Origin of the sequence: Methylibium sp. (genome assembly GCF_013817345.1) — a bacterium.
Taxonomy (GTDB): domain Bacteria; phylum Pseudomonadota; class Gammaproteobacteria; order Burkholderiales; family Burkholderiaceae_C; genus Methylibium.
In genome coordinates, this window is the sequence record NZ_JACDCW010000055.1 from 1 (window position 1) to 21,472 (window position 21,472).

General features: G+C 69.2%; 19 protein-coding genes and 1 riboswitch. Of the genes, 5 read left to right on the forward strand and 14 right to left on the reverse strand.

From position 1 onward, the window contains the following. The first annotated feature begins 11 nt into the window (after nucleotides 1-11). Complete coding sequence (dcd, locus tag H0W40_RS11710) at nucleotides 12-530, forward strand: dCTP deaminase (RefSeq protein ID WP_292446378.1); 519 nt, start codon at nucleotides 12-14, stop codon at nucleotides 528-530. Between the two features lie 98 nt (nucleotides 531-628). Next, entirely contained in the window at nucleotides 629-1,504 is an 876-nt protein-coding gene (locus tag H0W40_RS11715; protein WP_292446346.1) for a neutral zinc metallopeptidase, read from the forward strand. A 68-nt stretch (nucleotides 1,505-1,572) separates the two neighbouring features. On the opposite strand, the gene dinB is transcribed toward H0W40_RS11715, so the two are convergent. From dinB to nirB, 9 genes are all read right to left on the reverse strand, one after another. Continuing rightward, the gene (gene dinB, locus H0W40_RS11720) at nucleotides 1,573-2,799 is read right to left on the reverse strand and encodes a DNA polymerase IV (RefSeq protein WP_292446348.1); all 1,227 of its coding nucleotides are present in this window, start codon (nucleotides 2,797-2,799) and stop codon (nucleotides 1,573-1,575) included. A gap of 9 nt (nucleotides 2,800-2,808) precedes the next feature. Then, on the reverse strand, nucleotides 2,809-3,156 hold the full coding sequence (locus tag H0W40_RS11725) for a TIGR01244 family sulfur transferase (RefSeq protein WP_292446349.1): 348 nt from the start codon (nucleotides 3,154-3,156) through the stop codon (nucleotides 2,809-2,811). A 34-nt stretch (nucleotides 3,157-3,190) separates the two neighbouring features. Continuing rightward, a complete protein-coding gene (locus H0W40_RS11730) occupies nucleotides 3,191-3,637 on the reverse strand; it encodes a GatB/YqeY domain-containing protein (protein ID WP_292446379.1) in 447 nt (148 codons plus the stop codon). A gap of 166 nt (nucleotides 3,638-3,803) precedes the next feature. Further along, nucleotides 3,804-4,016 carry a 30S ribosomal protein S21 gene (rpsU, locus tag H0W40_RS11735; RefSeq protein ID WP_292446350.1) on the reverse strand — a complete coding sequence of 71 codons (213 nt, stop codon included), beginning with the start codon at nucleotides 4,014-4,016 and terminating at the stop codon, nucleotides 3,804-3,806. Between the two features lie 131 nt (nucleotides 4,017-4,147). Continuing rightward, nucleotides 4,148-5,377: an NAD(P)/FAD-dependent oxidoreductase gene (locus tag H0W40_RS11740; protein WP_292446352.1), complete on the reverse strand. Its 1,230-nt coding sequence runs from the start codon at nucleotides 5,375-5,377 to the stop codon at nucleotides 4,148-4,150. 216 nt (nucleotides 5,378-5,593) lie between these two features. Beyond that, nucleotides 5,594-6,547, reverse strand: coding sequence for a DNA-binding protein YbiB (gene ybiB / locus H0W40_RS11745; protein ID WP_292446354.1), 954 nt, complete (start codon nucleotides 6,545-6,547; stop codon nucleotides 5,594-5,596). A 167-nt stretch (nucleotides 6,548-6,714) separates the two neighbouring features. Then, on the reverse strand, nucleotides 6,715-9,618 hold the full coding sequence (locus H0W40_RS11750; protein ID WP_292446356.1) for a nitrate reductase: 2,904 nt from the start codon (nucleotides 9,616-9,618) through the stop codon (nucleotides 6,715-6,717). A 9-nt stretch (nucleotides 9,619-9,627) separates the two neighbouring features. Further along, on the reverse strand, nucleotides 9,628-10,050 hold the full coding sequence (gene nirD / locus H0W40_RS11755; RefSeq protein ID WP_292446357.1) for a nitrite reductase small subunit NirD: 423 nt from the start codon (nucleotides 10,048-10,050) through the stop codon (nucleotides 9,628-9,630). Between the two features lie 111 nt (nucleotides 10,051-10,161). Continuing rightward, nucleotides 10,162-12,609, reverse strand: coding sequence for a nitrite reductase large subunit NirB (nirB, locus tag H0W40_RS11760; RefSeq protein WP_292446358.1), 2,448 nt, complete (start codon nucleotides 12,607-12,609; stop codon nucleotides 10,162-10,164). A gap of 93 nt (nucleotides 12,610-12,702) precedes the next feature. Between nirB and H0W40_RS11765 the strand changes: the two genes are divergently transcribed. Then, complete coding sequence (locus H0W40_RS11765; RefSeq protein WP_292446359.1) at nucleotides 12,703-14,427, forward strand: bifunctional protein-serine/threonine kinase/phosphatase; 1,725 nt, start codon at nucleotides 12,703-12,705, stop codon at nucleotides 14,425-14,427. On the opposite strand, the gene H0W40_RS11770 is transcribed toward H0W40_RS11765, so the two are convergent. Next, the gene (locus H0W40_RS11770; protein WP_292446361.1) at nucleotides 14,384-15,676 is read right to left on the reverse strand and encodes a nitrate/nitrite transporter; all 1,293 of its coding nucleotides are present in this window, start codon (nucleotides 15,674-15,676) and stop codon (nucleotides 14,384-14,386) included. The two genes, H0W40_RS11765 and H0W40_RS11770, sit on opposite strands and share 44 nt — an antisense overlap. Nucleotides 15,677-16,045: 369 nt before the next feature. Between H0W40_RS11770 and H0W40_RS11775 the strand changes: the two genes are divergently transcribed. Further along, nucleotides 16,046-17,035 (forward strand): diguanylate cyclase, encoded by a 990-nt coding sequence (locus H0W40_RS11775; RefSeq protein WP_292446363.1) that lies wholly within the window; start codon nucleotides 16,046-16,048, stop codon nucleotides 17,033-17,035. Nucleotides 17,036-17,138: 103 nt separating this feature from the next. On the opposite strand, the gene H0W40_RS11780 is transcribed toward H0W40_RS11775, so the two are convergent. The 4 genes from H0W40_RS11780 to H0W40_RS11795 all read right to left on the reverse strand — a co-directional run bounded on the left by H0W40_RS11780 (nucleotide 17,139) and on the right by H0W40_RS11795 (nucleotide 19,204). Next, nucleotides 17,139-17,948, reverse strand: coding sequence for a sulfite exporter TauE/SafE family protein (locus tag H0W40_RS11780; RefSeq protein WP_292446364.1), 810 nt, complete (start codon nucleotides 17,946-17,948; stop codon nucleotides 17,139-17,141). Beyond that, nucleotides 17,948-18,424: an EVE domain-containing protein gene (locus tag H0W40_RS11785; RefSeq protein WP_292446365.1), complete on the reverse strand. Its 477-nt coding sequence runs from the start codon at nucleotides 18,422-18,424 to the stop codon at nucleotides 17,948-17,950. The genes H0W40_RS11780 and H0W40_RS11785 overlap by 1 nt, the downstream gene beginning before the upstream one ends. A 241-nt stretch (nucleotides 18,425-18,665) precedes the next feature. After that, the gene (locus tag H0W40_RS11790; RefSeq protein WP_292446366.1) at nucleotides 18,666-18,965 is read right to left on the reverse strand and encodes a cell division protein ZapA; all 300 of its coding nucleotides are present in this window, start codon (nucleotides 18,963-18,965) and stop codon (nucleotides 18,666-18,668) included. Continuing rightward, nucleotides 18,962-19,204 (reverse strand): DUF904 domain-containing protein, encoded by a 243-nt coding sequence (locus H0W40_RS11795; RefSeq protein WP_292446367.1) that lies wholly within the window; start codon nucleotides 19,202-19,204, stop codon nucleotides 18,962-18,964. Before H0W40_RS11795 ends, H0W40_RS11790 begins: the two co-directional genes overlap by 4 nt. Nucleotides 19,205-19,250: 46 nt before the next feature. Further along, nucleotides 19,251-19,498: riboswitch (cobalamin riboswitch) on the forward strand. A gap of 111 nt (nucleotides 19,499-19,609) precedes the next feature. Here H0W40_RS11795 and H0W40_RS11800 point away from each other — a divergent pair. Then, the gene (locus H0W40_RS11800; RefSeq protein ID WP_292446369.1) at nucleotides 19,610-21,457 is read left to right on the forward strand and encodes a TonB-dependent receptor; all 1,848 of its coding nucleotides are present in this window, start codon (nucleotides 19,610-19,612) and stop codon (nucleotides 21,455-21,457) included. The last annotated feature ends 15 nt before the right edge of the window (nucleotides 21,458-21,472 follow it).

Sequence of the window (21,472 nt, forward strand, 5' to 3'; positions counted from 1 at the left end):
AGCAGACCGGCATGATCGAGCCCTTCGAGCCGGGTCAGGTGAGGCATGCCCCCGACGGCCACAGGATCGTGAGCTACGGCACCAGCAGCTACGGCTACGACATCCGCTGCGCGCCGGAATTCAAGGTGTTCACCAACATCTACAGCACGGTGGTCGACCCGAAGAACTTCGACGAGAGAAGCTTCGTCGACATCAACGCCGACGTGTGCATCATCCCGCCCAACAGCTTCGCGCTGGCCAGGACGCTGGAGTACTTTCGCATCCCGCGCAACGTGCTGACCATCTGCCTGGGCAAGAGCACCTATGCGCGCTGCGGGATCATCGTCAACGTCACGCCCTTCGAGCCCGAGTGGGAAGGTTTCGTGACCCTCGAGTTCAGCAACACCACGCCCTTGCCGGCCAAGATCTACGCGGGCGAAGGCTGTGCGCAGGTGCTGTTCTTCGAAAGCGACGAAGTCTGCGAGACCAGCTACAAGGACCGCGGCGGCAAGTACCAGGGCCAGCGCGGCGTGACCTTGCCCAAGACCTGACCGCCGTGCGCCAGCGTCCGCTGGGGCACAGAAGGTATCGCTCGCGGAACCGCGCGGCGTAGCATGTTCGCCGGGCGGCAGGCACGCTGGAGGTCTTCATGAAGTGGCGGGGCGAACGCGAGAGCAGCAATGTGGAAGACCGCCGCGGGGTGGGCGGGCGCGGCGGGCTGTCGGGGATCGGCGGGCGTGGCATCGGCGTCGGCACGATCGTCGTCGCGCTGGTGGCGGGCTGGATCTTCGGCATCAACCCGCTCACGGTGCTCGGCTTGCTCGAAGGCGGCGCGCCGGCCAGCGAGCAGGTCTCGGGCCCGGCGCCGGCGCCGCCTGCGGGCGACACGCAGGCGCAGTTCGTGGCGGTGGTGCTGGGAAGCACCGAAGACGTCTGGACGAAGATCTTCCAGTCCGGCAATGCCGCTTACCAGCCGCCCAAGCTCACCCTGTTTCGCGGCATGGTGCCCACCGCCTGCGGCAGCGGCCAGAGCGCAATGGGCCCGTTCTACTGTCCTGGCGACCAGAAGGTCTACATCGATCTCGATTTTTTCGAGACGCTCGCGCAGCGCCTGGGCGCGCCGGGCGATTTCGCGCAGGCCTACGTGATCGCCCACGAGGTCGGCCACCACGTGCAGCAGTTGCTCGGCATCAGCGCCAAGGTCGAGGGCGCGCGGCGCAGCGGCAGCGAGGTTCAGGCCAATGCCCTGAGCGTGAGGACGGAACTGCAGGCCGACTGCTTCGCCGGCATCTGGGCTCACCATTCGCAGCAGGCCAAGGGCTGGCTGGAACAGGGCGACCTGGAGGAGGCGATGAACGCCGCCGCGCAGATCGGCGACGACACGCTGCAGCGGCGCTCGCAGGGGCAGGTGGTGCTGGAAAGCTTCACTCATGGCAGCAGCAAGCAGCGCATGCATTGGTTCCAGCGTGGCTTCGAGACCGGCAGCGTGGCCGACTGCAACACCTTCGACGTTCGCGGCTTGTGAGCGCCTGCCGGGCCCTGCGAACGCGCGTGGCGCGCCGCAGAGTCGAATCGACAGCCTGACCTAGCGGCTCAGGTTTCGAACAGACCGGGCATGCAAGGCACGTCGCGTTCAGCCGCGCGCGGTGCGGTGACGCGGCCCGCATCGCCCGGCCGCGCCAGTGAGCCGGCTCGCACGCCAAGCAGTCGCAGCCGGCGCTCCAGCGGCACGCGCTTGAGGCAGGCGCCTGCGGCACGGCGGATGATGGCGGCGTCCGCCGTCGGCTGCTCGAGCGTCACGTCGCGTGTGACAGTCTTGAAGTCGTCGTAGCGCAGCTTCAGCCCGATCGTCCTGCCTTCATAGCCCTTGCGCTGCAGGTCGCCGGCAAGCTTTTCGCACAGCCGCGTGAAGATGACCGTGAGCGCGGCGCGATCAGTGCGGGGATGCAGGTCGCGCTCGAAGGTGGTCTCCCGGCTGATGCTCTTGGGCTCGCTGTACGTGACCACCACACGCTCGTCGCGCCCGTGCGCAGCCGCATGCAGCCAGGCGCCGTAGCTCTGGCCGAACTCCGCGATCAGCCAGGCGGCATCCGCGCTGGCCAACTCGCCGATGCTGCGGATGCCCAGCGCTTCCAGCCGGGCGGCCGCCTTGGGGCCGATGCCGTTGATGCGGCGCGCCGGCAGCGGCCAGATGCGCGCGGCGATGTCGGCGTGACGGAGGATCGTGAGGCCGTCCGGCTTGTCGAGATCGGAGGCGAGCTTGCTGAGCAGCTTGTTGGGCGTGACGCCGATCGAGCAGTTCAGGCCTGTGCGTTCGAGCACCCGGTCCTTGATGGCTTGCGCGATCGTTGCGCCGTGGTCGGCGGCGACACCGGGCTGCCCGCTCAGGTCGATGTAGATCTCGTCGATGCCGCGGTCCTCGATCACCGGCGGGTCGGTGCCGACGACTTCGGCGACGGCCGCCTTGAAAGCGCGCGAGTAGCGGCGGTACTCGTCGAAGTCGGTCGGCAGCAGCACCGCGTCCGGTGCGAGCGCCGCCGCCTTCATCAGCCCCATCGCCGAATGCAGGCCGAGGGCGCGGGCCGCGTAGGTGGCGGTCGTGATCACGCCGCGGCCGGCGTAGTGGCGCAAGGTCGAAAAGCGCAGGCTGCCGTCGACCAGCGGCTCGGGCTGGTGTCGCCGCCCGCCCCCGATGACGACCGGCAGGCCGAGCAATTGCGGGTAGCGCAGCAGTTCGACCGACGCATAGAACGCGTCCATGTCGAGGTGGGCGATATGGCGCTCGCCGTCGCCCGCCTGCCCGGGCAGTGCTGCGACCACCGGGCCGGCTCAGCCGCGCAGTTCGCGCGCCATCGCGTAGAGCCGGCCGCTGCGCGTGCCGCTGCGGCAGAATGCCAGCACCGGCTTGGGCAAGCGTGCCATCAAGTCGGCCATCTGCTGAGCCTGCTCGGCGGTCTGGAACGATCCCGAAACCGGCAGGAAGGCGTATTCCAGGCCGGCGGCGCGGGCGGCGGCTTCCATCGACGCGTTGGTCGGCTGGTCCGGTCCGCCCTCGAAATCGGGGCGGTTGTTGATGACGCTGCGAAAGCCGGCCGCCGCGGCTGCGGCCATGGCTTCGGGGGTGAGTTGCGGCGCGACGGCGATGTCTTCGTCGAGCATCGAGGCGGGCAGATTCATCGAAGTTCCTGCGGTGCGGCCAGAGACGCGAAGCTTACTTCGCGAGGGCCTGCTTGACCGCCGCCGAGACGGTGCCCATGTCGGCCGTGCCGGCCAGCTTCGCCTTTGCGGCACCCATCACCTTGCCCATGTCGCCCGGCCCGCTGGCGCCGAGCTCGGTGACCAGTTTCGCCACCTCGGCAGCGACCTGCTCGGTGCTCAGACGCGCGGGCAGGTAGGCCTCGAGCACGGGCAGTTCGGCGGTTTCCTTGTCGACCAGGTCGGTGCGGCCGGCGGCGGCAAATTGGGCGATCGAGTCCTTGCGCTGCTTGATCAGCTTGTCGACGATCGCCACGACCATCGCGTCGTCGAGGACGATGCGCTCGTCGACTTCCTTTTGCTTGCAGGCCGCCAGCAGCAGGCGGATCGTCGAGAGGCGCGGCGCGTCTTTCGCGCGCATGGCGCTCTTCATGTCCTCGGTGATGCGGTCTTTCAGGCTCATGCCGATCTCCAGCGATGGGTTTGCAGAAACGACCAAGCCCGCTTGGGCGTCCCCGAGCGGGCTTGGTTTCATGGAGGGGTTTTACTGGCTCGGTTTGCGAAGGCCGGAACCGCAGGTGCCTTGCTTCGCAACGGCCGCTGCGACCGCTCCGTGCGTCTGGTTCCGGCTAGAACATCTTCTTGGGCAGCTGCATGCTGCGCACGCGCTTGAAGTGGCGCTTCACCGCGGCGGCCTTCTTGCGCTTGCGCTCGGCGGTGGGCTTCTCGTAGAACTCTCGGGCCCGCAGGTCGGTCAGGAGGCCGAGCTTTTCGATGGTGCGCTTGAAACGGCGGAGAGCCACATCGAAGGGCTCATTCTCTTTGACGCGAACGGTGGTCATGAAACGGTGGATCCTGTGTTTGTGTGCCCGCCGCCCTGGGAGTCTTTCCGGATGACTGATCCAGGAGCGGGCGCGGTTTGCCGGCAAAGACCGCGATTATAGACGGCCCGCAGGACCTCGCAACGCCTGGCTCAACCTGCCGGCGCGCGGGCCGCAGGCGCCGGCGCGGCCTGCCGCTCGGCACAGGCCTGCGCGCAGGCATGGGCGCTGGCCCAGGCCCACTGGAAGTTGTAGCCGCCGAGCCAGCCGGTCACGTCGACCACCTCGCCGATGAAGTGCAGTCCGGCCACGCGCCGGCTCTCCAGCGTCTGCGAGCTCAGCTCGCGGGTATCGACCCCGCCGGCGGTGACCTCGGCCTTGCGCCAGCCCTCGGTGCCGCTGGGCGTGAGCCGCCAGTGCTGCAGCGACGCGGCGAGCGCGGCGAGCTCCTTGTCCTTGACCTCGGGCAGCGTCCTCTCGGCCAGCGTGCCGAGCGGCGCCGTCCACGCCTCGGCCAGGCGTGCCGGCAGCCGCGTGGCGAGTTCGTTGACGAGCTTGCGCCGGGACACGGCCTTGGCCCCACGCAGCGCGTTGCCGAGATCCTCGGCCGGTGCGAGATCCACTTCCAGCGGCGTACCCGGCCGCCAGTGGCTGGAAATCTGCAGCACGGCCGGGCCGCTCAGGCCGCGGTGGGTGAACAGCAGGTCTTCCAGGAACACGCCTTCGCCGCTCGCGATCTTCACCGGCAGCGACAGCCCGGCCAGCGCGGCGAAGGGCGACCAGGACGCCGCGTCGAAGGTCAGGGGCACGAGCGCCGGCCGCGGCTCGACGACGCGGTGGCCGAACTGGCGCGCCAGCCGGTAGCCGAAATCGCTGGCGCCGATTTTGGGAATCGAAAGCCCGCCGGTGGCGACCACCACCCGGGCCGCGCCGACCGTGCCCCGCGCGGTGTCGAGCTCGAACCCGTGCCCGGCCTGCAGCACGGCCGACACGCCGCAAGGCTGCCAGCGTGTGACGGCCCCGGCCTCGCACTCGCGCAGCAGCAGGCCGATGACGTCCTCGCTTGAGTCGTCGCAGAACAGCTGGCCCTTGTGCTTCTCGTGCCAGCCGATGCCGTAACGCCCGAGCAGCGCGATGAAATCACCCGGCGTGTAGCGCGCCAGCGCCGAACGGCAAAAGGCCGGGTTGGCCGAGAGAAAGTTGGCCGGTTTGGTGTGCAGGTTGGTGAAGTTGCACCGCCCGCCGCCGGAGATACGGATTTTCTCGGCGAGCTTTTCGGCATGGTCGATCAGCAGCACCCGCAGGCCGCGCTGGCCGGCGATGCCCGCGCAGAACAAACCCGCAGCGCCGGCGCCGATCACCGCCACGTCAAAGCGCTGCACGCCGAATCCTTGGGGTGGGCAGAGTGTGCGGAGCAGGCGGCATGGCGCCGATTATCCGAGGCGCCAGGGATGCAGCCACGGTGGCGCGACGCTCCGTTCGCACGGCCTGCGATGCCGCGGTGACGGCCCACCGGAGCTGGACGTCGAGGGGCGGCGCGCGCGAGGCTCGGCCCTCGCATGTGGGGGCGCTGCTTTCGGCGGCGCACGCACCGAGGCTCAGGCAGAGCGCTCGCGGGCGCCCGGCCGCTGATCCAGCAACTGCCAGGCGCGCACCAGCACCTCGACCTGTTCGCGCAGGGGGCCGGGCACCGGCATTTCGCCGCTCACCACGGCCTGCACGTAGACGGCGGTGGTGGCGGCATCCCGGCTGCGTGGCAGCAGCGGCAACTCGCTCAGCACGCCTTCGTGCGCGGCGCGCCCCAACTCGGGCCGCAACACGCCCTCGGCGAAGACGTCGAGCCGCGGCAGCCGGCGCGGGTCGGCCACGGGCTCGCCCTCGGTGCCGCGCAGCAGCAGTGCATCGGCGCGGGCGTGCTGCAGGTAAGCGGTGTGCGCCGCGCCGTACTCGGGGTGGGTGTAGCTGACGACGCGCAGACAGGCCGCGCCGCGCGGCGCCAGCAGCTTGGCGACGGTGTGGCCGGGGTTGCGCAGGCCGAGCGTCCAGCGAAGCTGCAGCAGCGCGGCCAGTGGCGGGCACAGCGCGTTGGTCGGCATGAACACCGGCTCCTGGCGCGCCCAGGCGTCCTGCACATCGTCGGCATCGCGCGCGACCGGCAGGCCAAGGGTGAGGAACAGGGCGTGCGTGGTGATGCGCACCGGATCGTCGGCGGCGCCATGCACCAGCACCGGCACGCCTTGCTGGGCGAGCAGCAACGCCAGCAGCGGTGTCAGGTTGGGCAGCTTGCGGGCGCCGTTGTAGGAGGGCAGCAGCACGGGCGGCCGCGCATCCGGCAAGGCGATGCAGCGGGCGGCGGCGGCCTCGGTGAAGCCCGCCAGCTCCTGCGTTGTTTCGCCCTTGATGCGCATGGCGATCGCGAAGGCGCCGCGCTCGGCTTCGCTGATGCGGCCATCGAGCACCTGCTCCATCAGGTCGCGCGCTTCGGCCTGGCCGAGCCCCCGCGCACCTTCGCGGCCGCGGCCGATTTCCTTCAGATACTTTGCGATGCCCATGGTGATCGATTCGCAAGACGCGTTCCAGTATCGGCGAGGCGGCTGCCATGAACTCCATCGCAGCTTGGAACGCTCGCGGCGGTGAGGGTCGGCGAAGCTGTTCGCCGTTCGCTGCTGTTGCTGAGCTGCCGGTTCCCAGGCCCTCGGCCCTCGGCCGAGCGGTCGATTCACGCCGCCTGCAGCGACACCTTCACCATCGATCGCAAGGCCGGCAGGCAGGAGCCGCAGTTTGTGCCGCAGTGCAGGCGGGCCTGCAACTGATCAAGCCGGTTTTCGGCGGAGCCGCTGCACTGCGCGAGGGTCGCCGCGATGGCCGGTGCTGTCACGTCGAAGCAGCTGCAGACCTGCGCGCCGCGCGGCGCGACCGCCACTGGCGGCTTGGCGCCGGGGCGCAGCAGCAGCCGACCGTAGTCCTGGGCGGGCCCTTCCGCCTGCAGCAGGTCCTTTAGCCAGCCCTCGGCGCGCAGGTCGCCGCCGAGCACGAAGGCTTCCAGCCGGGTTTCGCGGCCGCCGGCGGCGGCCAGCCGCATGGCGCGATGCTGTCCGCGTTTCGCGTCGGCATAGCGCAGCACGTCCGGCCCCGCAATGCCGAGCAGCGCTTCGATTTGCGCCATCTGCTCTCGGCTGGCCGGCTCCGGCGCGGCGGCCCGCAGCAGCACGCCGACCACGCCGCGCGCATGCGGCTCGCGGCCGAACAGCACGCAGTGCGCGTAGTCGAAGGCCGGCATCAGGGCCCGCAGGCCTTGCTGAGCGCGCAGCGCCTCGTCCGCCGGCAGCCAGGCCGCCGCGAGCAGGGCCCAGGGCAGCTCGGCCTTGAGCAGCTTGACCGCGGCGTGCTTGAGCTCTGGCTGCTTGGATTGCGCGCAGTACGCACTCGACATCAAGGCGTTGACGCCCGCTGCGCGTGCGCCGGACGAGGTGCGGCCGGAAACGAACTCCTCGCCCCAGTGCATGGCCACGAAAGCCTGCGCCGGCTCGAGGGTGCTGCTCGCACGCACCGGCAGCAACACCGAGCCGCGCCGGGAGGTGACGTGCAGCAGCGTGCCTTCGGCCCAGCCGCGGCGCACGAGTTCCTGTGGATGAAGTTCGATGGCCGGTTCGGGCACGTGGCCGAACAGCAGGCCGAGGGTGCCGGTGCGGCTCATGCCGTGCCACTGGTCGCGCAGGCGGCCGGTCGTCAGCGAAAACGGGAAGCGAGCATCACGCGGCTCGGCGACCGGGCGGTAGGGCATGTCGGCGAAGCGGGCGCGGCCGTCGGCGGTGGGAAAGACGCCGTCGGCGTAGAGCCTTACCTTGCCCGTGACTTGGCCTTTGGGGCAGGGCCACTGCGCGGGCGCGCGCTCGAGGTGCGCGTAGTCGAGTCCGGTGATGTCGAGATCGCGCCCGCGGGTGCTCTCGCGGTGCTCGTTCCAGACCGATTCCGGCGTGGCGTAGGGAAAGAGCGTCGCCACCAGGTCAGCGCCTCCAGTTGCGCGACGCGCGTCGCCTTGCGCTCCCGCGCTGAGGGGGATGTCGATCGGGGCGGGGTGCTTTGCTGCCTCCGGAATACGTCGCGGCAGCCGGGCTTCGAGCCGGCGCGCGAAATCGACCGCCGCGGCCCAGTCGTGGCGCGCGGCGCCGGGGGCTGCCACGGCGGGCCGCACGCGGCTGATGCGACGCTCGCTGTTGGTGACCGTGCCGTCCTTCTCGCCCCAGGTGGTGGCGGGCAGCAGGAGATCGGCGTAGGCAGCGGTCGCAGTGGTGGCGAAGGCTTCCTGCAGCACCACGAACGCGCAGCGTTCGAGCGCGCGGCGCACCACGGCCTGGTCGGGCATGGACTGTGCGGGGTTGGTGCAGGTGATCCAGAGCGCCTTGATCTCACCGTCCGCGGCGGCCTGGAACATCTCGACCGCGCTCTTGCCCGGCGCCGCCGGCACGTCGGCCACGCCCCACAGCGCGGCGACCTCGGCACGGTGCTGCGGGTTCGCCAGATCACGGTGAGCGCTCAGCAGGTTGGCCAGGCCGCCGACCTCGCGCCCGCCCATCGCGTTGGGCTGGCCGGTCAGCGAGAACGGCCCGGAGCCGGGCTTGCCGATCTGCCCCGTCGCGAGATGCAGGTTGATCAGTGCGGCGTTCTTGTCGGTGCCGCTGGTGCTCTGGTTGAGGCCCTGGCAATACAGGCTCAGCGTGGGCGTGCGCTGCTGCGGGTCGCCGTTGTCGGTCAGGCCGCCGAACCAGCGTGCCGCCTGCACGATGGCTTCCTCTTTCAAGCCGCAGATCTGCGCCACGGATTTCGGCGTGAACTCGCGCACCCGGTCGCGCAGCGCCGTGAAGCCGCGGGTGTGGGCAGCGATGTAGGCCGCATCGGTGAGGCCTTCCCACATCAGCAGGTGCAGCAGGCCGTGGAACAGTGCCACGTCGGTGCCCGGCAGCAAGGGCAGGTGCAGATCCGCGCATTCGGCCGTCTCGGTGCGGCGCGGGTCGACGACGATCAGCTTCATGCCCGGGTTGGCGCGCCGCGCGTCTTCGAGCCGGCGGAACAGCACCGGGTGCGCCCAGGCCGTGTTGCTGCCGGCGATGAAGACCGTGTGCGCATGGTGCAGGTCGTCGTAGCAGGCGGGCGGGGCGTCGGCGCCCAGCGTGGCCTTGTAGCCGGCCACGGCGCTGGACATGCACAGCCGCGAGTTGGTGTCGACGTTGTTGGTGCCGATCAGACCCTTGGCGAGCTTGTTGAAGACGTAGTAGTCCTCGGTGAGCAGTTGGCCGGAGAGGTAGAAGCCGACGGCGTCGGGGCCGTGCTGCTCGATGGTCGATGCGAAGCGCTCGGTTGCTTCGTCGAGCGCGGCATCCCAGCCCACGGGCTGCAGGGCTCCACCGCGCTCTGCGCGGCGCAGCGGTTGCAGCAGCCGGGTCTGCCGCGTGATCGGCGCCGAGGCAGTGAGGTGCAGGGTGCTGCCCTTGCTGCACAGCCGGCCGAAGTTGGCAGGATGTTCTGGGTCGCCCCGCACGCCGGTGATCTGCGCGTCCTCCGACTCGATGATGACGCCACAGCCGACGCCACAGTAGGGGCAGGTAGAGCGCGTTTCACGCATGCGAAAAGCTCACGCGCCGTGCGGCGCCTGCACGTCGAAGGTGTTGCCGCCGACGGCGCCCGTCGAGGCGCCGGGTCCGGCGCGCGGCGGCTGGAGGTCGAGCGCCAGCGTGGCGAGTTCGTGTGTGTCGAGCGAAACCTGGCCAGCTTCCTGCCGGACGCGGAACGCCACGGTACAGCCGTCGTCGGGCGCTTTGGCGCAGCCATCGGCCAGGCCGATAGTCCAGTTGTGCAGCGGGCAGGCGACGCTGGTGCCGAACACGATGCCCTGGGAAAGCGGGCCGCCCTTGTGAGGGCAGCGGTCGAGCAGGGCGAAGACCTGGTCGTCGGCGGTGCGGAAAAGGGCGACGGCGCAGCCGTTCTCACGGTGCACGCGGCGCGAGCCGAGCATCGGAATGTCGGCCACAGTGCAGATGGGTTTCCAGGCTGTCATCTCAGTTCATCTCTTGTTCGCAATTCGGGCTGGCCCTCACCCCGACCCTCTCCCAGAGGAGAGGGAGCAACGCAGGGTGCGCGGATTCGGGGTAAGGGCAGGAAGTGGCGGCTAGGCCGGAACCAGGGGTTCGAACTGGCGCGCATCGACGGCGGCCTTGTCGAACTCGAACCACGGGTCGGGTTCGCCGTCGAGCGAGAACTGCAGGCGGTCCCACAGCGCCTTGCGGCCCGCGGCATCGTCGAGGATCTTTTTCTTGACGTAATCGAGCCCGACGCGCCTGACGTAGTGCACCGTGCGCTCCAGGTACCAGCCCTCCTCGCGGTAGAGCTGCAGGAAGGCGCCGCTGTATTCCAGCACCTCATCGGAGGTCTTCAGCTTGCACAGGAACTGCGCCACCTCGGTCTTGATGCCGCCGTTGCCGCCGACATAGATTTCCCAGCCCGAATCGACGCCGATCACGCCCACGTCCTTGATGCCCGACTCGGCGCAGTTGCGCGGGCAGCCGCTGACCGCGAGCTTGACCTTGTGCGGTGCGTACATGCGCCATAAGGCCCGCTCCAGGTCCTTGCCCATCTGCGTGGAGTCCTGCGTGCCGAAGCGGCACCACTCGCTGCCCACGCAGGTCTTCACCGTGCGCAGCGCCTTGGCATAGGCGTGACCGCTGGCCATGCCGATGTCCTTCCACACGCCGGGCAGGTCTTCCTTCTTCACGCCGAGCAAGTCGATGCGCTGGCCGCCGGTGACCTTGACGGTGGGAATCTTGTACTTGTCCACCGCATCGGCGATGCGGCGCAGCTCGTCGGCGGTGGTCTCTCCGCCCCACATGCGCGGGATCACGCTGTAGGTGCCGTCCTTCTGAATGTTGGCGTGGCTGCGCTCGTTGATGTAGCGCGACTGCGGGTCGTCCTTGGCCTCCTTGGGCCAGGTGCTGATGAGGTAATAGTTGATCGCCGGGCGGCAGGACGAGCAGCCGTTGGGCGTGCGCCAGTTCAAGCGTTGGTACACGCCGTCGATCGTGAGCAGGTGCTCGCCCTTGATGGCCTCGCGCACCTCCTGGTGGCTCGCGTCCGTGCAGCCGCACATCGCCTTCTTGGTCGGTGCCTTCGAATAGTCGCCGCCGGCCGTGAACATCAGCAGCTGCTCGACCAGGCCGGTGCAGGAACCACAGCTCGCGCTGGCCTTGGTGTGCTTGCGCACTTCGTCGAGCGTGAACAGGCCCTTGTCCTTGATGGCCTTGCAGATGGCGCCCTTGGTCACGCCGTTGCAGCCGCACACCTCGTCGGCATCCGCCATCGCCGCGGCGCGCGTGTTGCCTTCGTGGCCGGTGTCGCCGATGTTGGATTCGCCGAACATCAGCTTGTCGCGCAGGTCGCTGATCTTGCGGCCCTCGCGCAGCAGCTTGAAGTACCAGCTGCCGTCGACCGTGTCGCCGTAGAGGCAAGCGCCGATGAGTTTGTCGTCCTTGATGACGAGTTTCTTGTAGACACCGCCGAAGGGATCGCTCATCACGATCTCTTCGCAGCCCTCGCCGCCCATGAAGTCGCCGGCCGAGAACAGGTCGATGCCGGTGACCTTGAGCTTGGTGCTGGTCAGCGAGCCGGTGTAGCGCCCGATGCCGAACTGCGCGAGGTGCGTCGCGCAGACCTTGCCCTGCTCGAACAGCGGCGCCACGAGGCCGTAGGCAATGCCGCGGTGGGCCGCGCATTCGCCGACCGAATAGACGCGCGGGTCGGTCACGGTCTGCATGGTGTCGGTGACGACGATGCCGCGGTTGCAGTGGATGCCGATCTGCTCGGCCAGCGCGGTGTTGGGGCGGATGCCCACAGCCATGACGACCAGGTCGGCGGGGATTTCGCGGCCGTCCTTGAAGCGCACGGCCATCACCCTGCCGTCCTTGTCGCCGATGAGCTGCTCGGTGTGCGCGCCGATCAGGAACTTGAGCCCGCGGTCTTCGAGCGACTTCTGCAGCAGCTTGCCCGCCGTGTCGTCGAGCTGGCGCTCCATCAGCCAGGGCATCACATGCACCACGCTCACCTGCATGCCGCGCAGCATCAGGCCGTTGGCGGCTTCCAGGCCGAGCAGGCCGCCGCCGATAACGACCGCGTGCCGGTACTTCGTGGCGGCCTCGATCATCGCGTTCGTGTCGGCGATGTCGCGGTAGGCGATCACGCCCTCCAGCTCCTTGCCGGGCACCGGCAGGATGAAGGGGTTGGAGCCGGTGGCCAGCAGGAGTCGGTCGTATTCCGCCTCGGTGACGCTGCCGTCTTCATGGATGGCGCGGACCACGCGCCGCACCCGATCGATCTGCGTCACCTTCTTGCCCAGGTGCAGCGTGATGCCGTGCTCGGCGTACCACTCCAGGGGGTTGAGGACGATTTCGTCGACGGTCTGCTCGCCGGCCAGCACAGGGCTGAGCAGGATGCGGTTGTAGTTGGGGTGCGGCTCGGCGCCGAACACGGTGATGTCGTAGAGCTCGGGCGCGATCTTCAGCAGTTCCTCGAGGGTACGCACGCCGGCCATGCCGTTGCCCACCATCACCAGTTTCATCTTCTTCATGGTTCCGTCCTTCAGGGTGTCGCTTCAAGCAAGGCCGATGCCAGCGTTGAGTCGCCGGCCTGTGCTGCAATCGCCGCACTTCCAGGCAGCCGCATGAGCTTTCACGTCGATATCGGATACGCCTGCGAGCGTGGGGCGCGCGAGCGCAACGACGATTTCGTTGCCGCGCTGCGCGATGCGCCCAGCGAAGGCCTGATCGCGGCCATCGCCGACGGTGTGGCCTCGGGCGGCCTGGGCCGGGAGGCGGCGCAGACCGCGGTGATGAGCCTCCTCGAGGACTTCTTCGCTGCGCCGCAGACCTGGGAGACCACCGTCGTGCTCGACCGCCTGATCGGCGCCCAGAACCGCTGGCTGGCCGATCACAACCGCCGCCGTTCGGCCGTCGGCGGCGGCAGTGCGCTGACCACGCTGACGGCGCTGGTGCTGCAGGGCCACGGCTGGACGCTGGCCCATGTGGGGGACACCCGCGCCTGGCTGCTGCGCGATGGTGATTGCAGCCAGCTCAGCACCGACCATGCGCTCGAACACCTCGACCTCGGCGGTCAGCTCACGCGCGCGGTCGGGCTCGACGACTTGGTGCATGTCGACTACCAGCAGGGCGATCTGCACGCCGGCGACTGCTTCGTGCTGACCAGCGACGGCGTGCATGGCGTGCTCGAGCGCGCGCAGATCGCGAATTTGGCGCGCGAAGGGGACGTGCAGGCCGCGAGCGAAGCTCTCGTTCGCGCCGCTTTGGCGGCCGGCAGCCGCGACAACGCGACGGCGCTGGTCGTGCGCGTGCAGGGCCTGGCGCCGGAGCGGCTGGGCGACGCGTTGCGCCACGGGCGGCAGCTGCCGGTGCCGGGCAAGCTGAAAGTCGGCGACGTGGTGGACGGCTATGTTGTCACTGCCCTGGTGGCCGACACCGGCGTGCACCGCCTGTACCAGGCGCGCGAGACCGCCACGCGCGAGCTGGTCGCGATCAAGACCCTGCACGAGGCACGCGCCAGCGATCCCGAGGAGCGGGCCATGCTGGCCCACGAAGCGTGGCTGGGCTCGCGCGTGGCGCCGCGAGCGGGCGAGCGCGACGCGCGCGGCTTCGTCCGCGTGCGGGAGCCTCACGAGCCCAGCGCCTTTTACGTCGTGTTCGACTGGCACGGCGGGCAGACCCTGGAGCAGATGCTCGCCGCCGGCCACCGCTTCACGGTGGCCGAGGTGGTGGACGGCGCGGCCTGCGTGGTGCGCGCGCTCGGCCGGCTGCACCGCCAGGGCGTGATCCACCGCGACATCAAGCCCGCCAACCTGCACCTCGGCGAAGACGGACAGTGGCGCATCCTCGATCTCGGTGTCGCGCTTTCGGGCCGCGAGCCGGCGGCGCTGCGCAGCCTGCATGCCGGCACGCCGAGCTACATCAACCCGGAGCAGTGGGCGCGAGGCGGCGCCCGGCCGGCGCCGGCCGATGCGGGCAGCGACCTCTACGCGCTGGGCGTCACGCTGTTCCGCTGGCTCGGCGCCGCGCTGCCCTACGGCGAAGTCGAGCCGTACCAGACCGGCGCGTTTCGGCGCACCCCGCAGCCGCCTTCGCGGCGACGTCCCGACGTGCCGATCTGGCTTGATCATGTGGTGCTCAAGGCCGTGGCGCGCGAGGGCGCGCAGCGCTTCGAGACCGCCGAGGAGCTGCTGCTCGCGCTGGAGCGCGGCGCCTCGAGGCCGCTCAATGCGCCGCAGGCGGCCTCGCTGATCGCGCGCGACCCGGCGGCGCTCTGGAAGATCGCGCTCTTCATCTCGCTGCTCTTCAACGGGCTGCTGGTCGTGTGGCTGCTGGCCTTGCCGCGCTGACCGCTGCAGGGGGGTGAACGAGGCGGGCCCGCCCGCCCTTTTCGGCCCAGGTGCGGGTCCAGCGAATCTGCATCACCCGCATCACCAGCAACACCACCGCCGCCAGCACCGCGAACAACGCGAAGCCCCAGACATAGCTGCCGAGGTACTGCCTCGACAAGCCCATTGAGGTGGGCACCAGGGCGCCGCCCAGCGCGCCGATCTCGCCGATCATCGAACCGGCCACCGCGGTGGTCGACGGCCAGCGCAGCGGCACGAGCTGAAAGAGAGCGCCGTTGCCCGCACCGAGCGCCGCAAAGCACAGCATCAGCAGCAGCGTGGTCACCACCAGCGAGGCGGACGCCAGGCCGATCAGCGGCAGGCACACCGCCACGACCACCAGCACGACGCTCAGCGTGTTGACGCCGCCCCAGCGGTCGGAGACCCAGCCGCCGGCCACGCGCAGCGCCGCCCCCATGAAGGCGGCGAGCATCGTCAGTTGTCCCGCCTGCACCTTGCTCACGCCGAACTGGTCGTAGTAGTAGGAGGGCAGGAAGGTGATGAGCCCGATGAAGCCGCCGAAGGTCACGCCGTAGATCAGGCTGAAGACCCAGCCGTCCTTTTCGAACAGGCAGGCCACGTGTTCGCGCAGGCCGGCGTGGGCGTCCACATCGGGCGGCTCCTTGGCGAGCAGGACCATGACTGCCATGGGCACGGCGATGGCTACGGCGGCGATCCCGTAGACAGCCTGCCAGCCCAGCCATTGCGCCAGCGGCGGCGCGACCAGCACCGAGACCGCGGTGCCCACGTTGCCGGCGCCCACCAGCCCCATCGCCAGCCCCTTGTGCTGCGGCGGGAACCACCCAGAACCGAGCGACAGCGCCACGCCGAAGCTGGCGCCGGCGATGCCCAGCAGCACGCCCATGGCCAGCAGGTCGTCGTAGCTTTCGACCCGGAAGTAGCCGTAGAGCAGAGCGACGGCGATCAGCGCCATCTCGACCATCGTGGCGCGCTTGCGGCCGATGTACTGCGCCAGCACGCCGAGCGGAAAGCGCATCAGCGCGCCCGCCACGATCGGGATCGAGAGCATGAGGCCGATCTGCGCCGGGCTGAGCCGGTAGGTCTCGGCGATGAACGGTGCCATTGCGCCGTTGAGCACCCAGACGCAGCACGAGAACATGAAGTAGAGCGTCGCCGCGAAGAGGGTCGGCCCGTGGCCGGAGCGGAGGAAGTCTTGGAAGCCGGAACGGGCGGGGCGAGCGACGGGCATGGGCGATGGACGAGAGACTCGAATTGCAAGCAGGAGGAAGACACGGATGCCGAAGCACGTGCCGCGGGCGAGCCAGGGCACGACGCAGTGCCGGCGAACGAATTAGCACTAAGCGTGCCAAAAACCGCATCAGCGCTGGCCGCAGCCGGCAAGCGGCTCGGCGCGTTGCCGCTGCGCTTTGCCGCGGGCATTCCCGAGCTTGGTGCGCGATGCAACACGCTGGTGCGGCGGCGAGCGGGATGCTCGAGGCACGCGCACCAGACAAGTCGATACCTTGCAGCGACAAGGCAACGCACTCGCCGCGGACAGGGCCGCAAGCAGGGGGGCGCAGCAGCGACTTGCCGGTCTTATCATTGATTCACACAACCAATGCGAGCCGCCGCAATCCACACCGTCATGAGCCTGCCACCGGGGTCTCCCGTGAACCTTTCTGCCTTGAGCAACGCGATCGATGCGCTCGGCCTTGCCCTGTACGTCAAGGACGGCGCGGGCCGCTACACGCACCTCAATGAGGCGGCCGCCTCATTGTTGAAAGGAGCGCAAGCCGACCGCAGCGACGCCGACGTGTTCACGCCGGCAACGGCCGCAGCGCTGCGCGCCGCCGACCAGTCCGCGCTGGCCCGGGACGAAGCCGCCGTCTCCGAGCACAGCCTGGACTTCGATGGACAGCGAAGCGAAGCCGTCGCCGTGCGGGTGCCGCTGGGCGGCGGCGCGCTGCTCGGCCTGTGGCTCGAGCGCAGCGAGCGCACCCGCATGGCCGGCGACCTTCAGCAAGCGCTCACCCAGCTCGAAGACCAGCAGCGCACCAACGAGCTGCTGCGCGGCGAGATCGAAGGCCGTGCTCAGCAAGACGGTGCCACGCAGCTAGTGCGTCGCGAGCAGTTCGAGGATCAGCTACGTCGCGAGATCGATCTTTCCTTGCGCGAACACCGCGAGTTCGCGGTGGTCTATGTGCATGTCGACCCGGCGCCGGACGGCACCCCGCCGCAAGACAGCGCCGGCCGCGACCGGGTGATCGAGGCGCTCGGCCGCCTCCTGCGCAGCAACACCCGCGCGATGGATGCGCCCAGCCAGCTCGACGGCGAACGCTTCGCGGTACTGCTGTCGGGCGTGGGCCTGGCGACCGCGCATTCGCGCATGGAGGGCCTGCGCCGCCAGTGCGCGACCCAGATCGTCGTGCGCCAGGGCGCCGCGCTTCGTTTCACCGTGTCGATGGGGGTGGCAAGCTTTCCGCATACCTCGCAGACCCAGGCGGGGCTGCTGCATGCCGCCGAGGCCGCGCTGGCGCAGGCGCGCGGGCGCGGTGGCAACCATGTGGCGCTGGCCAGCATCGCTTTCGGGGGCGTGCCGGCGGCCTGAGAGCGGGGTGGTTCGGCCTGTTCCACTGATCCCCGGTTGCATTACCGCTCGTGGGCGCCTTGCATCGCAACGGCTATTGCGTCCGGCGTCGCTGGCAAAGGCATCAGGCCGTCAGCCCCTTGTAGAGCATGTAGCCCCCCAGCCCATACAGCAGCACGGCGAACACTCGTCTGAGCTGGCGCATGTCGAGCGCGTGCGCCGCGCGCGCGCCCAGCGGCGCCGTGATCACGCTGGCGATCGAAATCACGAACAGCGCCGGCAGGTAAAGGAAGCCGAGCGTTCCACCGGGCAGTCCCTGCAAGTCGCGGCCAGCGAAGATGTAGCCCACAGTGCCGGCCAGTGCGACCGGAAAGCCGAGCGCCGCCGACGTGCCGACCGCGTGGTGGATCGGCACGTTGCAGCGGGTCATGAAGGGGACCGATATGAAGGCGCCGCCCGCACCGACCAGCGCGGACAACAGGCCGATCACACCGCCCGTGCCGAACAGCCCTGCGCCGCCGGGCAACTCCCGCGTGGGCTCGGGCTTGCGCCCGATCAGCATCTGTGTTGCCGCAAAGCTCACGAAAGCCGCGAACAGCAGCGCGAGCACCTGCACCGGCAAGACCTTGGCGAGCTGCGCGCCGAGCAACGAGCCGACCACAATGCCGGGCGCGAGCAGCTTCACGATGCGCCAGCGCACGGCGCCGCGCACATGGTGCGCGCGCACGGAAGAAATCGAGGTGAAGCAGATGGTCGCGAGCGAAGTCGCCACGGCGACCTTGACCGTCAACTCCGCCGGAACGCCCTCGAGCGTGAGCAGGAAGGTCATGAACGGCACCATCAGCATGCCGCCGCCGACACCGAGCAGCCCCGCCATGAAGCCGGCAAAGCTGCCGAGCAGCAGCAATTCGACGATCAGCAGAGCGGTGGGCATCAGGGCGGGGTCGCGCTGCCGGCCAGCAGGCGCAGCACCGCGTCCCACTCGCTCCGGCTGACCGGCGTGATCGACAGGCGGTTGCCCCGCTGCAGCACGCGCATCGTCGCCAGTGCCGGCGCGGCGCGCATCTCGGTCAGCGGCAGCAGGCGGGTCTTGCGAACCAGGCGAACGTCCACGCCGACCCAGCGCGGCACGTCGCGCTTTGCTGCAGCGTCGAAATAAGGACTGTCCGGGTCGAACTGCGTCTCGTCGGCCAGCGCTCGCGACGCGACTTCGGCAAGCCCGGCCACGCCGGGTTGCGGGCACGACGAGTGATAGAACAGCACGCCGTCACCGACTCCGAAATCGTCGCGCATGAAGTTGCGGGCCTGGTAGTTGCGCACGCCGGTCCATGCCAACGTCTGCCGAGGCGCGCGCGCAAGGTCGTCGATCGAGACCTCGTCGGGCTCGGACTTCATCAGCCAGTAGGCCATGGGAGAGGGAGAAGAGAAAAGCGGGGGTGTCCGCCACGAGCCGGGAGCCGCATTCCTGAACCCAGGGTTCAGGTGGGCGAGGTCAGCGATGCTTCGGGTTCATCTGACGCGAGACGATCACGCCCGCATCGCGATGTTCCAAGCCCCTGCTCTTTCGAGCATCGGTTCAAGGAAATAAAAGCTCCCGCGAACGCGACGGACCGAGTCAGTTTACGCCTCGCGCCGTGACCCGCGGGCGAATTCACAGCAATTGGCCGTCGTGCCCGAGGGCTTCGTCGATGCGCGTGACCAGCGCATCGAGATCGACGTTGCTGGCCGCCGCCGCGCCGTTCGCGGACATCGGCCGCTCGGCCTGCACGTAGGCCAGATTCAGCGCGGCCAGCACCGCGATGCGCTCGCGTGCGCGCACCTTGCCGGCATCACGGATTGCGCACATTTCCTGGTCGACATTGCCCACCGCTTCGAGCAAGGCGCGCTCGCCGCCTTCGGGGCAGCCGAGGATGTAGCTCTGGCCCATGATGGTGACTTCGAGCTGCTTCATTTGCGCGTTTTCCCGTCGGAAGGATCGGCCATCGCACCGGCCGCCGCATCAGCCACCGGCAGGCGATCGAGCAGGGCATCGACACGCTGGCGTGCCGCCGTCAGGCGCGAGCGCAGCGAATCTCGCTCGAGGGTGACGCCGGCCAACTGCTCGACCGTCAGCGCATGCGTGCGCTGCAATTCCTGATGGCGAAGGAGCAGTCGCTCCACGCGCTCGGCCAGTTCTTCGATGGTTGCCATGCTCTCCCCGCGGGTGCTTGCAATTGTAGGGGGCCGCCTTGCCCGGCTTACACTTTGCGGCGTTGGTGCTCGTGCCGGTCTTCACGCCGGAACAGTTAAACGGGAAGCAGAGGAGATCCGCCCTTCGGGTGCGTTTCCAGCCTGCGCTGCCCCCGCAACGGTCAGCGGACGAAGCCCGAGGTTTCACTTCGAGTTTCCGCTCTTGCGCACATGCCACTGGCAGCCAACGCTGCTGGGAAGGTCGCAAGGGTTGCTCCGCCAGCCCGGATACCGGCCAACGAGGCGGCGTGCTGCGTGAGCGGTGCGCCATGAGGTGGGCGCTTGCGGGGAAGCCGGCGCGCACGATTGCATCGGTAACTTTCCATGTCTTGTTTCTCGAAGGGGTCGTCCGCACCCCGTGTCGGCGTGCGTCACGCCGCAATCCGTTGGTCCTTCCTGTTCGTCATCGCTGCTTCAGCCGCACCCTGGGGGCCGGCTCGGGCCCAGTCGGCGCGCGCGGCGCCGCTGCCATCTGTCGTGGTCACGGCAGCACGCACCGAAACCCGCATCGACGAAACCCTCGCTGACGTGACCGTGATCGACCGCGCCGAGATCGAGCGCGCGACCGGCCGCACGCTGCCGGAACTGCTCGCCCAGCAGCCCGGCGTGCAGTTCGCATCGAACGGCGGTCTGGGCAAACTGAGCAGCGTGTTCCTGCGCGGTCTGGAGTCGCGCCACACCTTGCTGCTGATCGACGGCGTGCGCTACGGCTCCGCCACGGCGGGCATTCCTATCTGGGAAAACCTGCCGCTCGAACAGATCGAGCGCATCGAGATCCTGCGCGGCCCGCTCTCCGGGCTCTACGGCAGCGACGCGGTCGGCGGCGTGATCCATATCTTCACGCGCCGCGGAGTCGAGGGCCTGCGTACCAACGCGAGCCTGAGTGCCGGTAGCGACCGTTACGGCCAGGGCTCGGCGGGCCTGCGTTTCGGGTCGGGCGCATTCGACGGCGCAGTGCAGCTCAGTCACACCCGCACGCGCGGCTTCTCTGCAACCAACCCGCAGGCACTGTTCGGCAGCTTCAATGACGATGACGACGGCTTCCGGCAGAACGCCGGCAGTGTGCAGCTCGGCATGAAGTTCGGCGCGGGCTGGCGCGCCGACCTGCGCGCGCTGCAGTCCGACGGCGAGACGGAGTTCGACGACGGACCCGGAGCCGACAGCCGCGCAGAGCTGCGCGCCTCGGTGCAGTCGCTCGCGGTGGGCGGGCCGGTCACGGACGATTGGCGCTCGCTGGTTCGCATCTCGCGTTCGCGCGACGACTTCGACACGATCGCCAGCGCGTCGCCGTTCGCCGGCCTGGGCACCACCCGTACGGTCCAGCGCCAGCTCAGTTGGGAGAACACCGTCGCCACGCGTTTGGGCAGCGCCTTGCTGCTGGCCGAGCGCATCGAGCAGGACGTGAGCCGCCCGGGCGACCCGTATGTCGTGTCCGACCGCAGCATCAACGGCGTGGCGGCGGGCCTCAACGGCAAGGCCGGCGTGCATACCTGGCAGGGCAATCTTCGTCACGACCGCAACTCGCAGTTCGGCTCGCAGACGACGGGCAGTCTTGGTTACGGCGTCGACATCACCTCTGCGCTGCGCGCCGGCTTCTCCTACGGCACGAGCTTCGTCGCGCCCAGCTTCAATCAGCTGTATTTCCCCAACTTCGGTAGCCCCGATCTGTTGCCGGAAGAAGGCCGGCACCGCGAGCTGACTCTGCGCTGGGCCGACGCGGGCCACGAGGTGCGCGCGGCTTACTTTGCGAACCGCATCGACGGGTACGTGACGCCGGGGCCGAACCCGTCGAACACCGATGCGCGCATCGACGGCTTCAGCCTCGGCTACGACGCGCACCTTGGGCGCTGGCACATCGCTGCGTCCGCCGAGCTGATCGATCCGCGCAACGACTCGCGCAGCAGCCCGAACTTCGGCAAGCAACTGCCGCGGCGTGCGAAGGAGAGCGTCAAGGCCAGCGCCGGGGTCGATCTCGGCGCCTGGCAACTCGGCGCCAGACTGGCCGCATTCGGCCGGCGCTTCGATGACCAGGCCAACACGCTGCCGGTGGGCGGTTACGGCGTCGCCGATCTGTATGCCGACTGGCGCCTTGCGCCCGAATGGACACTGGGGCTGCGATTGAACAACGTGGCCGGCAAGTCCTACGAAACCGCCTACGGCTTCAACCAACCGGGGCGGCAGGGCTTCGTGACGCTGCGCTACAGCGGCCGGTGAGCGGACAGCGCGCAC